The sequence below is a fragment of the Tamaricihabitans halophyticus genome, from assembly GCF_004340875.1.
Classification (GTDB): domain Bacteria; phylum Actinomycetota; class Actinomycetes; order Mycobacteriales; family Pseudonocardiaceae; genus Tamaricihabitans; species Tamaricihabitans halophyticus.
The window spans coordinates 1-11,964 of record NZ_SLXQ01000033.1 but is presented as its reverse complement, the minus strand read 5'-3'; the positions used below and the strand labels follow the sequence as shown (position 1 = coordinate 11,964).

Sequence of the window (11,964 nt, the reverse complement as noted above, 5' to 3'; positions counted from 1 at the left end):
CGCAAAACGCTCGGCTGGGATACCCCAGCCGAGCGTCTGCGTGATCTAATCACCACCAACTAACAGCAGTGTTGCGTCGACCCCCTGAAACCGCCCAACTTCCGCCGGGCGCTACTCGTCTCGCGGGGTGACTGGTCGGTGTTCTGGACCGGTCCGGTAGCGACGACTCTGCTCGCGGCGATCGTGCTCACTGTAGCGGGACTGTGCGTCCATGGCCTGTGGCGGCGTAACCGCACCGCCACGGAGGAACCTGCCGACGTATCCCGGTGACTCCGGGGCGCCCGTGATCGGGGCGGGCGTGATCGGGGCGGGCGCCCCGGAGGCCTTCAGCGCAGCAGTGCCTTGGCGATTCCGTTCTTCTGAATCTCCGACGATCCGGTGAGCACGCGGAACATGCGCAGCCGACGGAACAGCCATTCGACTTCCGAGCCGCGCACCATCCCAGCCTTGCCGTGAATCTGCATCGCCTCGTCGGCGATCCGGAAGGCGTTCTCGGCGACGAAGAGCTTGCACATAAAAGCTTCCATGCTCGGCCGCCGTCCCTGGTCGAGGGCGGCCAGCGCGTCGTAGGTCATGCTGCGCGCCGCATAGTACGCGGTCGCCATGTCGGCGATCTTGTGCTGAATGGATTGCAGGTCGGCCAGCGTGCCGCCGGACACCCGCCGCGACCTCGCATGTTCGATGGTGACCTCGAGGAGTCTGCGGGCGTGCCCGAGAATCGTGGGGCAGTGCAACAGACGGTTGGTGGTCACTCTACCCAGCCCGATGCGCAGGCCCTCCCCCATGGCGCCAAGCAGCTGGTCCGGGCCGACGTAACAGTCGTCGAGCACGATGTCGGCCTCGATGTGCTGGCCGGACAACGGAATATCGCCCGCGTCCACCTGGCAGCCGTCAGCGTCGAGGTCGACCAGGAAGGCCGAATAGGCCTCCTCCCCTGCCATCCGGGCGACCAGGACAGCGAAGTCAGCGAACGGGCCCGCGGTGCTGAACACCTTGTGCCCGCTCAGCCGCCAGCCGTCGCCGTCGGGCGTGGCGGTAGTGCGCATCGCGCGCACGTCCGAGCCCGCGTCCGGCTCGGTGAGCGAGAAGCAGCACGCCCGCTCACCCTCGACGACGGGCCGCAGGTAGCGCTCGATCTGCGCAGGTGTCGCATGCTCGAAGATCGCTCCCGCCCGCAGCGGGCCGCCCATGTCGCCGAGTACACAGTGGAATAGTGCCCGCCCCGACGCGCCGACCTCTTCCTTGAGTACGGCGAGCTCGGTGTTGGTGAGACCGCGCCCGCCGTACTCGGGAGGCAGGTGGATGCCGTAGAAACCCAGTTCTCTGCTGCGTTTCCAGACCGGTTGCAGCACTGACCGGTCGAACGGCGACTCCGGGCCGAGGTCGTGTGCGCGTTCGTAGTCGGCGAGTTCCCCGGACAGGTAGTCACGGAGCGCTAGGACGATTGGCTGGAGGTCCGGCTGGTCATCGTAGCCGGGCTGGAGGTCAAACGTCATTGGTTCACTGCTCCTTTTAGTTCACGGCACGGTCGGACGAGGCCCAGTACGGGGCACGGACGGCGCGGCGGTCGATCTTGCCGTTGCGGTTGACCGGCAGGGAGTCGACAACGTCCACGGAGCGGGGCTTCTTCAGACTGTCCAGCCGGTCGGCACAGAAGGCGATGAGCTCGGCGGTATCGAGTTCGGCACCGGGCTTAGGGACGACGACGGCTTTGACGGCCTCGCCCCACTTCTCGTCGGGCACACCCACCACACACGCCTCCGCGACGGCGGGGTGCTCGTACACCGCGGCCTCGACCTCGGTGCAGTAGATGTTGAACCCGCCGGAGATGATCATGTCCTTCTTCCGGTCAACGATGAACAGGTAACCGTCCTCGCGCAGATAGGCGATATCGCCGGTGAGCACCCAGCCGTCCCGAAAGGTCTCGGCAGACAGGGCAGGCTCGTTCCAGTAGGCGTCCACACAGTCAGGCCCCCTGACGACGAGTTCTCCCGTGGTTCCCGGTGGCACGGGCCGGAACTCGTCGTCGACGACACGTAGTTCGGTGTCGAAGAGCGCGCGGCCGCAGGAGAGCAGCAGATCCGGATCGCTGGTGATGCCGCGTACCACGTCCTCGGCGGTGAGGAGCGTGATGCCGCCGGTCGTCTCGCCCTGGCCGTAACCCTGGAACACCACGGGGCCGAACAGCTCGACGGCCTCCTTGAGCCGTTGCGGCGACACCGGAGCCCCGCCCACCCGCACCGACCGCAGCGACGAGAGATCAGTGTCTCGCGCGCCGGGCACCGCGAGCACCATGTTGAGCATCGTCGGCACCAGGAACGTCGCCGTGACGCGTTCCTGCTCGATGAGTTCGAGAAAACCCACCGCCGTGAACGCGGGCATCACCACGATGGTGGTCCCGCGGCTCAGCGAGGCCAACACCCCCATCCCGGAGGCGTGGGTGATCGGTCCGGTGACGAGATAGCGGTCCTCGGTCGAGTTCGACCCCACCGGCGCCATGAGCCGTTTGCGCATGTTCGCGAGCCGGTTACCAGTGGTCTGCACCGCGGCCTTGAGTTTGCCCGTCGAGCCGGAGGTGAAGTTGAGGACGCACGGCAGGCTCTCCTCGACGTCGATAGCGACCGGCGCGGTGTCGCCCCCGTCGAGCAGATCCGCGAACGGGACGGTGCCCGGAACGTGGTCGTCGAACACGACCACGGGTATGTCACGGCCGGTCGTGCGCACGGCGGTCAGGGCAGTCTCCACATGCGCGGCGTCACTGAACAGCACCTGGACATCGGCGTCGGTCAGGATGTGCGCCGCTTCCTCGCCGCCCAGTCTGGCGTTGATCGGAACCCGGAGCAGCCCCGCCTTGTAGAGCGCGACCTCCACTTCCACGAGCTCGGCACGGTTGGCGGCGAACGTCGCCACGGCCGCACCGTCCCGCACGCCGCGCCGAAGCAGCGCGGAGGCCAACCTGTTGGTGCGTTCCTCCAGCTCTGCGTAACTCCAGCGGCGCGGCCCACACACCAGTGCCTCCTGCATCGGCCAGTAGGACGCGGCTCTGCTGATGAATCGGCCCAGGTTCAGCATCTCGGTTCCCTCACCCATCGATAGTAAACACTATGACCATATTTATACATGTAGTCTGTTTATCAGCACGGCGAAGCAGTCTGTAAGCTTTGTCTCCGGATCTGGTGCGGTTCGGCCGCCGTCCGCGTAGCCGTCACCTGGTGGGAGGAAAGATGGTCGAAGATCGCCGGACCCGGCGTACCAAGCGACTGCTCAAGGACGCACTCGTCCAGCTCGTCTTGGAGGGCGGATACGAGGGCGTCACCGTCGAGGACATCACCGAGCACGCGGACATCAGCAGGGCGACGTTCTACAAGTACTACAAGGACAAGCCCACTCTGCTCGAGGCGATCGTCTCCGACATCCTCGACGAACTACGGGACCGACTCGCGCCCCTTTCACTGGAGTCCTCGCGCGGTTTCACCGGTAAACCGGTGCTCGAGTTGTTCCGGCACGGGTTGGAGGAACGCGACGCTTACCGGATGATCCTGCGAGGCGAGGGCAACGGCAGTGCACTACGCACGTTCATCGAACGGCGCGTGGCCTCCGCGACTAACGTCTTCACCGCACGCGCTGCCCACTTCGGAGTCGACGTGCGCATCGACCCCCACGTTCTCGCCAGAGCCTGGGTCGGCGAGCAACTCACCGTGCTGCAGTGGTGGCTCGAATCCGATCCACCCCCGATGACCCCCGAAGAGGTCACCAGCATGCTGCTCGAACTGTCGCTACGGGGAAGGTACTGGGCCAACGGCTTCGACCACCCACCCGAACAACACGATCTCTAACCGGATGACGCGTCTGGTCAGGGCCGCTGATCGGCCGAGCCGCTTACCGCGTTTTCCTGCCAATACTGGAAAACGGCGTCGAGGTGCGCACTCATGGCGACCCGCGCGCCGGTCTCGTCACCGTCCACGATGGCATCCAGGATCGCTTGGTGCGACCGCACCGCCTCCTTGTACGCCGAGGACTGCGCGAGATTGTGCTTGCGCACGTCGAGCAGCACGGTGTGCAGCGACGAAAGAATCAACTCCACGACCTGATTGCCAGCAATCCGAGTGATCAGGGTGTGAAAGGCGGCATCGGCGTCCGCCGCTGCCGCAAGGTGGTCACCGGAATCCCGCAACGTGCGCATGGACTGCCGCAGCGCCTCGATGTCGGCCGCCGTCGCCCGGGTCGCCGCGATACCCGCGGCGTGTGCCTCGAACAGTCCCCGCACCTCGTGAATCGAGCGGTAGTCCAGCCGATTGTCGCGGAGGTACAGGAACAACGCTTCCTGCGCGCGTTCGGGAGCCACGGCGGTGATCGTTGAACCACTACCGCCGCGCGGTGCGACCACTCCCCGACCGGCGAGGTGGCTGATCGCTTCCCTGATCACCGGCCGGGAGACACCGAACTCGACGGCGAGGTCCCGCTCATTCGGCAACCGGTCGCCGGCCTTGAGTGTGCCCTCCCTGATCCTGTGCAGCAGGCTCTGCACCACGTCATCCGAACGGCGTGCGTCGGGGCCCGGGTGCTGGCTGGGCGGTACGGCGGACAGTGCTTCCTCCTCGTCCGGACGCCGATTCTGACGGGTCGAGTCTAGTGCTCACCGCACTCAGGTCAGTCCAAGGACACTGCCCATCACCAGCACGCCCGCGGTGACGAACACGGCCGAGAGCAGGTCGAAAACCACCCCACTGCGAACCATCTTGGTGATCGGGACTGCCCCGGTGGCATAGACGAGCGCGTTCTGCGGCGTCGAAATGGGCATCATAAAGCCAAACGAGGAGCCGAATGTGGCTGCAAGGCCAGGCAGCAGCGGATCCACACCAGCGGCTATCGCCACCGGAATGATGATGGGCACCACGATCCCAACGGCCGCGAGGTTGCTACCGATCTCGGAGATCAGAATGGCCAGCGCGGCCGCGACGAAGGTCAGCGGGATGACACTGGTGTCGCCGACCGCGGAGCCGAGCGCGCCGCCGACCCGTTCGGCAAGGCCAGTCTCGGTTAGCTGATCGCCGAGCGCGGCACCACAGATAATGAACAGCAGCGTGCCCCAATCCGTTTTCACGGCGTCCTGCCAGCCGATCGTGAAGGTGCGCGTGCGCGAGTTCGTGGGCAGCAGAAACAGCAGGCAAGCGCCGAGGATCGCCACGACGCCCTCATCCAGATTGTCTGCGAGTGCCCCGTAGACGGCCGACTCCGCACCGAAGACCAGCGCGGCGATACCAGGCAGCAGCCAGCCGATCACTACCAGCGCGAACACGATCAACGTGTTCCATTCGCCCCTGGACAGCCGCCCACGAGATCGACGGTTGGCCAGCATGGTCTCGGCCAGGCCGTCGATCGTGCTTGCCTCGGGCTTGTTCAGCTTGACCAGCAGCACGAGCAGTGCGGCGAACAGCGGAATCGCGAACGAAACCGCGATGGCCGTCCAGTCGAAAAAGCTGATCTGCGTTTCAGCGGCATCCTCGATCAGGTCTCGGCCGATCAGCTGGTGCGGGGCACCGACTGGGGTGAGCGCGCCGCCAATGCTGGCGCTGAACGCGAGCATCAACAGCATGCAGGTGGCCACGCGCAGGCGGGTCGGGTCGGACTTGCCGATCTGACGGCTGATCGCCACCACGATGCCCAGCACGGTGGGCAGCAGCATCGCAACGGTGACCGTGTTGCTGACGAACGCCGAGAACACACAGGTAACGACGCCGATCGCGATGATCACCCTGGTCACGGAGTTGCCGACCCACCGGGAGGCAAGCACGGCGTAGGCGGCCCGTTCCGCGAGCCCGTGCTTGAGCAGCGCTTGTGACAGGAAGAAAGCGCCGAGGTAAAGCAGCACGATCGTGCTGCCGAACGAGCTCAGGACCTCGTCCGCGGGCCCGACACCGAGCGCGACCATCAGGGCGACGCTGAGCAGGGCGGTGGCCGGAATGGGGATCGCTTCGGTAAGCCAGAAGACAACGGTGAACACGAATACGGCGGCGAGCGCCTGTTGGTTCCATGGCAAGCCGAGCGGCAGCAACAACAGCAGGAGCCCAGCCACCGGCCCCAGCACGAGACCGGTGGTCTGCCGACGCCGTTCGAACCTGGCCTCGCCCTCGGTCATGCTCAACTCGTCGATCCCTCGGTAAGCCCGGAACTGTTCGAGTCCGGCCTTGCCTTGGCTGCCACCTGGCGTGGCGGAATCTGCGGGTTCGCTCACGAGCTAGTCCTTTCAGCATTGAGGGACGCCGGCAATATTGGTATTACCGATTTCGACTGTCAAGTGCGAACTACGACATACCTCGCCACGCAGGAAGCCGCGCATTGCCGGCAAACTTTTGAAGTTGGCCCGACGAGTTGCGTCAAGCATCGACTTCGAGGTATTCATACTGAAGACAAAATCGGTATGACCAAAGGTGCGGAATTGGGTAACTACAAGGTCGTGGCCCTGCCCGGCGACGGGATCGGCTCGGAGATCACCGACGTGGCCCTTCGAGTGCTCGATCGGGTAACCGGGACCATGCCCGGGCTGAGCGTGTCGGTGAACTCTCACGACGCGGGCGCACAACGTTGGCAGCGCACCGGCACGGCGATGCCGGAGGAAACCTTCGACGCCTGTGCCGCCGCTGATGCGATCCTGATGGGCGCCATTGGCCTGCCGGACGCCCGTCATGCGGACGGACGCGAGGTCAACGGGGATGTCATCTTCCGGCTGCGGTTCGCGCTCGACCTGTTCGCCGGGATCCGGCCGGTTCGCAGCCTCCCCGGAGTGGCAGCCACCCTGGCCGGCGCAAAGCCGATCGACTATGTGGTTGTCCGGGAGAACGTGGAGGGCCTCTATGCCTCACGTACCGGCGGGACCAATGTCCGTAGCGAAGTCGCGACGGACACTATCGTCATCACGGCGAACGGAACCCGGAAGGTCTCCGAGATCGCTTTCGGTCTCGCGGCCAACCGCAAAGGGCGGCCACTCGACGGTCGCAGCCTGGTCACCTGCGTCGACAAGGCGAACGTGCTGAGCTCGTACGCGTTCTTCCGTTCGGTTTTCGATGAGGTCGCCGATGGCTATCGCGACATCGAGCGCGAGCACGTCTACGTCGACGCAATGACCGCTTTCCAGGTGCAGCGACCGGACCACTTCGACGTCGTCGTCGCGGAGAACATGTTCGGCGACATCATCTCCGACCTTGCCGCGGCCACGGTCGGCGGTCTCGGCCTCGCCCCCTCCGCGGACATCGGTCACGAGCACGGCATGTTCCAGCCCGCACACGGATCGGCGCCGGACATCGCGGGCAAGGACCTCGCCAATCCCACCGCGATGGTGCTCTCCACCGCGATGATGCTCGACTGGCTCGGCAACCGGCACGAGGACAGGACCGCCATCGATGCCGCAGCCAGGATCGACGCCGCCGTACTGCGAGTGCTTGCCGAAGGTCAGGCGGTAACCGCCGACCTTGGCGGTTCGGCTAGCTGTTCCGCAATGGGTGATGCGATCGTGGCCGCGCTTGACGAGGAAGGCTGATGGCAACGGACGACGAGCCCGATCTACTTCGGACGGCCGCGACATTACTCGACCACGTGGCTGTGGCCGCACACGATGCCACGGCCTCAGCCGACTGGTTCGAGCAAACCCTGGGACTACGCCGCGAACACGACGAGATCGTCGCGGACGCGGGTGTGCGGCTGGTGTGGCTGTACCCGAGTGGCAAACATCCCGGCGGGCAGGCGGCGGCGATGCAGATCGTCCAGCCACTGCGTGCCGGGCCGGTGGCCAGTCACCTCAGCGAACGTGGCGAGGGTCTGCACCACGTATGTTTCGCGGTTCCCGACCTCGCGCGCACGCTCACCGAAGCGGCCGAGTCCACGGAACGAATCTTCGTCGGTGGCTACGGCTACCCCTGTGCGTTCCTCAACCGCCATCCACCAGGTTGTGCCATCGAGCTAGTGGAGAAACCCGCATGAGCCACCGGATCCGCCCGGACAAGGTCGTTGTCCTTGACGACGACCCCACCGGCACGCAATCCGCACACGACGTCGACATGCTGCTCGACAAGCCCCGCGAAGGTCTGGCCGCGTTCGCAGCGGACGACCGCAAGGCGATCTACGTGCTCACCAATACGCGCGCGAAGACACCGACCGAAACGAGTGAGCACATCGCAGCGCTTGCCGGCATGATCACCGAACTCGTCGGACCGGATACGCTGGTCGTGCTGCGCGGCGATTCGACACTACGTGGCCATATCGCGCTAGAGATGACCTTGCTCGGGCTAGCGCAGGGAGTCGGCATCGTCGTCCCCGCGTTCCCTGCTGGCGGCCGCACCACAAGACAAGGTGTCCACTTCGTACGAACCCCCGACGGCGAACTTCCGGCCGCCGCGACCGAGTACGCACGAGACTCGGTGTTCGGCTACTCGCACAGCAGGCTCGTCGACTGGGCTCGAGAGGTCGGGTTGAACGGTCCAAACTCGACGATCGAGCTTACTGAACTTCGTGCCGGCGGGCTAGCGACCATCCGCGATGCCCTACTCGCCGCGCCGCCCGGATCGGTACTACTCCCGGACGCGGAGACCGACGACGACATCGGGCTGATCGCGCAGGGTATCGAAGCCGCCCGCGAAACAGGGCAACGGGTCGTCGTCCGTTCCGCCGCTCCGCTCGCGGCCACGCTGGCCGGCACTTCCGCGTGTGTCGTCCCGCCGCGCGCCGCGCGCTCGGTGCTGGTGGCCTGCGGCTCGCATACCGACGGGGCCAGCCGCCAGCTGGAACGGCTCTCCACACCAGCGCGCCTACTCCCCTCCGCCGAGCTGTTGCTCGATCCAGCACACGACGCGACCGCCGAACTTGACGAGCTCGCCGCCAGCGTGCGCACCGACCTCGACACGCGAGGCCTGGCCGTCGTGGCCACGCCACGGCAGCGCAGCCTGACCCACGGCGATCTGGAACAGGGCGCGGTCATCATGGAAGCCCTGGTGCGGGTCGTCCGGGCGAGCGCACCGAGTGCGGACACGGTGGTCACCAAGGGAGGTATCACCGGCGCCGAGATCGCCACTCGTGCACTCGGCGCAACGGTGGCGTCCGTACAGGGACAGGTTGTCACCGGGGTTCCGATATGGCAGCTGCACCGTGCCGATACCGCCGGCCACCAGCAGGTTGTCGTGCCGGGCAACGTCGGTGGAGAAAGCGTGCTTGCCGATATCATCGAACTACTTCGCCGACCGGCGTAGGGACAGGCAATCGTGAAGGAAGAACTGGCTCGCGCACGTAAGCGGCGCAGCCCACTGGTGGCATTCACCTGTTACACCCTCGAGACGGCGACCGGAATTCTCGAAGCGGCCGAGGACGCGGGCACTCCGGCGCTGCTGCTCGTTTCCGATGCCACACTGCGGCGGCCCTCGGGAACCCAGCTGCTGGCGGCACTCGTCGCCGTCACGCGGCAAAGTCGGGTGTCCGCAGGAGTGCAGCTGGACCACTGCCCCGATCTCGATCGGCTGCGCATCGCACTCGATCTCGGCGCCACGGCAATCATGGCGGACGGATCCCGACTCGACGACGAGGCCAACGCCCGCTTCGTGCGGCAAGCGGTTCGCGCGGCCGAACCATACGGCGCCGCCGTCGAGGCCGAGCTCGGCCGAATCGAGGGACACGAGGACATCGATATCGCCGCCGCGGCTTCGGCTGGCTACACCGACCCAGCCGAAGCCGAGCGCTTCGTCGAACGAACCGGAGCCGACTGCCTCGCCGTCTCGATCGGAAACGTGCACGGCACGTACCAGCACCCACCCCAACTCGACTGGCCACGGCTCAGTGCGATCGTCGACCGGGTTCCCGCAGCCATCGCGCTGCACGGCACTTCGGGCCTACCAGCCGAACAGGTCAGCTATGCGCAGCAGCTCGGCGTGGTCAAGTTCAACCTCAACACCGAGCTGCGCCGCGCGTATCTCACCGAACTACGAAACTTCCTGACGCAGGAGCCGGACAGCACCGATATGCTCGCGCTCACCGACCGGCTCCGTCAGAGCGCGCACGATATCGCTCGGGCATTTCCCAGAGTCCGCGACTGAGCTCACCGCGCTAGCCTCGTTCGTACCGCGTATGCTGAGGGTGTGGTCGATCGACATCTCGTTTGACCGGGCACAGTTTCACACGTTGGCCCAGACCCTGCTGACGCATCCTGCGATCGTTGGGCGTGAGGTACATGGCCGACATCTGCACACCACTGCGGTGGTCCGCGGACGTGTTCGACCCATGAGTTTGTGGTTGTTCTGGTTGATCCTCGCGTTCGTGCTTGGTACCGCCGAGATCTTCACCTACACCGCCGCGCTTGGTCTACTCGGTGGGGCGGCACTGCTGACGTCAGGATTCGCCGCAGTCGGCGTTGCGCTACCCGTTCAACTGCTGCTGTTCACGATCATCTCGATCACCAGCGTCGTACTCGTCCGGCCGATCGCGCTCAGGCACATGCTCCGGCCTCAGGAGATCCGTTTCGGCATAGATGCGCTTGTCGGCAAATCTGCCTACGTCCTGCAGGACGTGAGCGCTCGAGATGGCCGGGTCCGCATTGGCGACGAGGAATGGATCGCCCGTGCCTACGACGAGACGCTGGTGATTCCCGCAGGGGAAACCGTCGACGTCATGGAGATCAAAGGCAACGCCGCACTCGTTTACCCCAGGGAGTAACCCATGGACAACTTCGCCCTTCTCGTCGCTGGACTGGCAATCGCATTGTTCGCCGTGTTCACGGTGCTGCGAGCGGTGCGTATCGTGCCGCAGGCGCGGGCACGCAACGTTGAACGGCTCGGACGCTACAACCGCACGCTGAAACCCGGCCTGAACTTCGTCATTCCCTACGTAGACCGGGTCTACCCGGTCATTGACCTCAGAGAACAGGTTGTCTCGTTTCGCCCACAGCCGGTCATCACCGAGGACAATCTGGTCGTAGAGATCGACACCGTACTGTATTTCCAGGTTACCGACCCCCGCGCGGCCGCCTATGAGATCGCAAGCTTCCTTCAGGCGGTCGAACAGCTCACGGTCACCACGCTGCGCAATGTCGTCGGATCGATGGACCTTGAACGCACCCTCACCTCACGCGACACCATCAATAGTCAGCTAAGAGGCGTGCTCGACGAAGCGACCGGCAAATGGGGACTTCGAGTCAACCGCGTCGAGATCAAAGCCATCGACCCGCCGCAGTCCATTAAGGACGCCATGGAAAAGCAGATGCGGGCCGAACGCGACAAGCGCGCCGCCATCCTGGGCGCTGAGGGGCAACGGCAGTCACAGATTCTCACCGCCGAGGGCGACAAGCAGGCAGCAGTGCTGCGCGCCGAGGGCGACCGGACCGCACAGATCCTCAATGCGGAAGGCCAGTCCCGTGCCGTCGATGAGGTCTTTCAGTCGCTACACCGCAACGACCCCGACCCCAAGGTTCTTGCTTATCAGTACCTGCAGATGCTGCCCGAGCTCGCGAAGGGGCCCGGAAACACATTCTGGGTTATCCCCAGTGAAGTCACTTCCGCGCTCAACGAAGTATCCCGAGCGTTCACCAAGACGCTGCCCAAATCGCCTGCGACTCGAGACGTCACCTCTGAAACACGTGCGGCGACCGCCGCCGACGATGCGGCCCAAGCCGCCCGAGCCGCTGCCGAAGCACTCGCCGACGCCCAAGCGGATGGGGGCAACAACCTTGGACCCACTCGGAACACTCCAGCACGATCCGAATAACAGCTGATCTTGACTATCGAACGAGCTGAGCAGATCGGTCTTCTACCCAAAAGTCCTCACAAACGCCTGCGCACCGTCAAACAAGACAAGAAGCGCCTTGTGTCACACCAAACATCGAGGAATACGAGCCGGGAGTGTCCGATGAACGGTGGATCCGGCTTGGCATTGGTTAGTTTCCGGTTGGGGTGATGCGGCCTTCGAAGGCGATCGCGAAGGCGTTGAGCG

10 protein-coding genes and 1 pseudogene are annotated in these 11,964 nt (G+C 65.1%); 7 read left to right on the top strand and 4 right to left on the bottom strand.

Annotated features, from left to right (window positions below; all coding sequences use genetic code 11):
* Positions 1 to 326: 326 nt before the first annotated feature.
* Together EV191_RS29715 and EV191_RS29710 are read right to left on the bottom strand one after the other, a co-directional pair.
* Entirely contained in the window at positions 327 to 1,496 is a 1,170-nt protein-coding gene (locus tag EV191_RS29715) for an acyl-CoA dehydrogenase family protein (protein WP_132881414.1), read from the bottom strand.
* Between the two features lie 16 nt (positions 1,497 to 1,512).
* Positions 1,513 to 3,090 carry an acyl-CoA synthetase gene (locus tag EV191_RS29710; protein ID WP_243659340.1) on the bottom strand — a complete coding sequence of 526 codons (1,578 nt, stop codon included), beginning with the start codon at positions 3,088 to 3,090 and terminating at the stop codon, positions 1,513 to 1,515.
* A gap of 134 nt (positions 3,091 to 3,224) precedes the next feature.
* On the opposite strand from EV191_RS29710, the gene EV191_RS29705 reads away from it, so the two are divergent.
* Entirely contained in the window at positions 3,225 to 3,836 is a 612-nt protein-coding gene (locus tag EV191_RS29705; RefSeq protein ID WP_132881413.1) for a TetR/AcrR family transcriptional regulator, read from the top strand.
* A 17-nt stretch (positions 3,837 to 3,853) separates the two neighbouring features.
* On the opposite strand, the gene EV191_RS30885 is transcribed toward EV191_RS29705, so the two are convergent.
* On the bottom strand, positions 3,854 to 4,528 hold the full coding sequence (locus EV191_RS30885) for a FadR/GntR family transcriptional regulator (protein WP_132881411.1): 675 nt from the start codon (positions 4,526 to 4,528) through the stop codon (positions 3,854 to 3,856).
* Between the two features lie 117 nt (positions 4,529 to 4,645).
* The gene (locus EV191_RS29695) at positions 4,646 to 6,235 is read right to left on the bottom strand and encodes an SLC13 family permease (protein ID WP_243659339.1); all 1,590 of its coding nucleotides are present in this window, start codon (positions 6,233 to 6,235) and stop codon (positions 4,646 to 4,648) included.
* A 186-nt stretch (positions 6,236 to 6,421) separates the two neighbouring features.
* Between EV191_RS29695 and EV191_RS29690 the strand changes: the two genes are divergently transcribed.
* The 6 genes and pseudogenes from EV191_RS29690 to EV191_RS29665 form a co-directional block, all read left to right on the top strand.
* Positions 6,422 to 7,537 (top strand): isocitrate/isopropylmalate dehydrogenase family protein, encoded by a 1,116-nt coding sequence (locus EV191_RS29690; protein ID WP_207894877.1) that lies wholly within the window; start codon positions 6,422 to 6,424, stop codon positions 7,535 to 7,537.
* On the top strand, positions 7,537 to 7,977 hold the full coding sequence (locus EV191_RS29685; protein WP_132881409.1) for a VOC family protein: 441 nt from the start codon (positions 7,537 to 7,539) through the stop codon (positions 7,975 to 7,977). The genes EV191_RS29690 and EV191_RS29685 overlap by 1 nt, the downstream gene beginning before the upstream one ends.
* On the top strand, positions 7,974 to 9,239 hold the full coding sequence (locus EV191_RS29680; RefSeq protein WP_165913173.1) for a four-carbon acid sugar kinase family protein: 1,266 nt from the start codon (positions 7,974 to 7,976) through the stop codon (positions 9,237 to 9,239). The genes EV191_RS29685 and EV191_RS29680 overlap by 4 nt, the downstream gene beginning before the upstream one ends.
* Before the next feature lie 12 nt (positions 9,240 to 9,251).
* On the top strand, positions 9,252 to 10,076 hold the full coding sequence (locus tag EV191_RS29675; RefSeq protein ID WP_132881405.1) for a class II fructose-bisphosphate aldolase: 825 nt from the start codon (positions 9,252 to 9,254) through the stop codon (positions 10,074 to 10,076).
* 184 nt (positions 10,077 to 10,260) lie between these two features.
* Positions 10,261 to 10,692 (top strand): NfeD family protein, encoded by a 432-nt coding sequence (locus EV191_RS29670; protein ID WP_132881403.1) that lies wholly within the window; start codon positions 10,261 to 10,263, stop codon positions 10,690 to 10,692.
* Positions 10,693 to 10,695: 3 nt separating this feature from the next.
* Positions 10,696 to 11,556: pseudogene (locus tag EV191_RS29665) on the top strand (SPFH domain-containing protein); the annotation flags it as partial.
* Between the last annotated feature and the right edge of the window lie 408 nt (positions 11,557 to 11,964).

Coding starts and splice junctions, on each gene's coding strand:
- EV191_RS29690 (WP_207894877.1), top strand. CDS start 6,422: ATGACCAAAGGTGCGGAATTGGGTAACTACAAGGTCGTGGCCCTGCCC.
- EV191_RS29685 (WP_132881409.1), top strand. CDS start 7,537: ATGGCAACGGACGACGAGCCCGATCTACTTCGGACGGCCGCGACATTA.
- EV191_RS29670 (WP_132881403.1), top strand. CDS start 10,261: ATGAGTTTGTGGTTGTTCTGGTTGATCCTCGCGTTCGTGCTTGGTACC.
- EV191_RS29710 (WP_243659340.1), bottom strand. CDS start 3,090: ATGGGTGAGGGAACCGAGATGCTGAACCTGGGCCGATTCATCAGCAGA.
- EV191_RS29705 (WP_132881413.1), top strand. CDS start 3,225: ATGGTCGAAGATCGCCGGACCCGGCGTACCAAGCGACTGCTCAAGGAC.
- EV191_RS29680 (WP_165913173.1), top strand. CDS start 7,974: ATGAGCCACCGGATCCGCCCGGACAAGGTCGTTGTCCTTGACGACGAC.
- EV191_RS29715 (WP_132881414.1), bottom strand. CDS start 1,496: ATGACGTTTGACCTCCAGCCCGGCTACGATGACCAGCCGGACCTCCAG.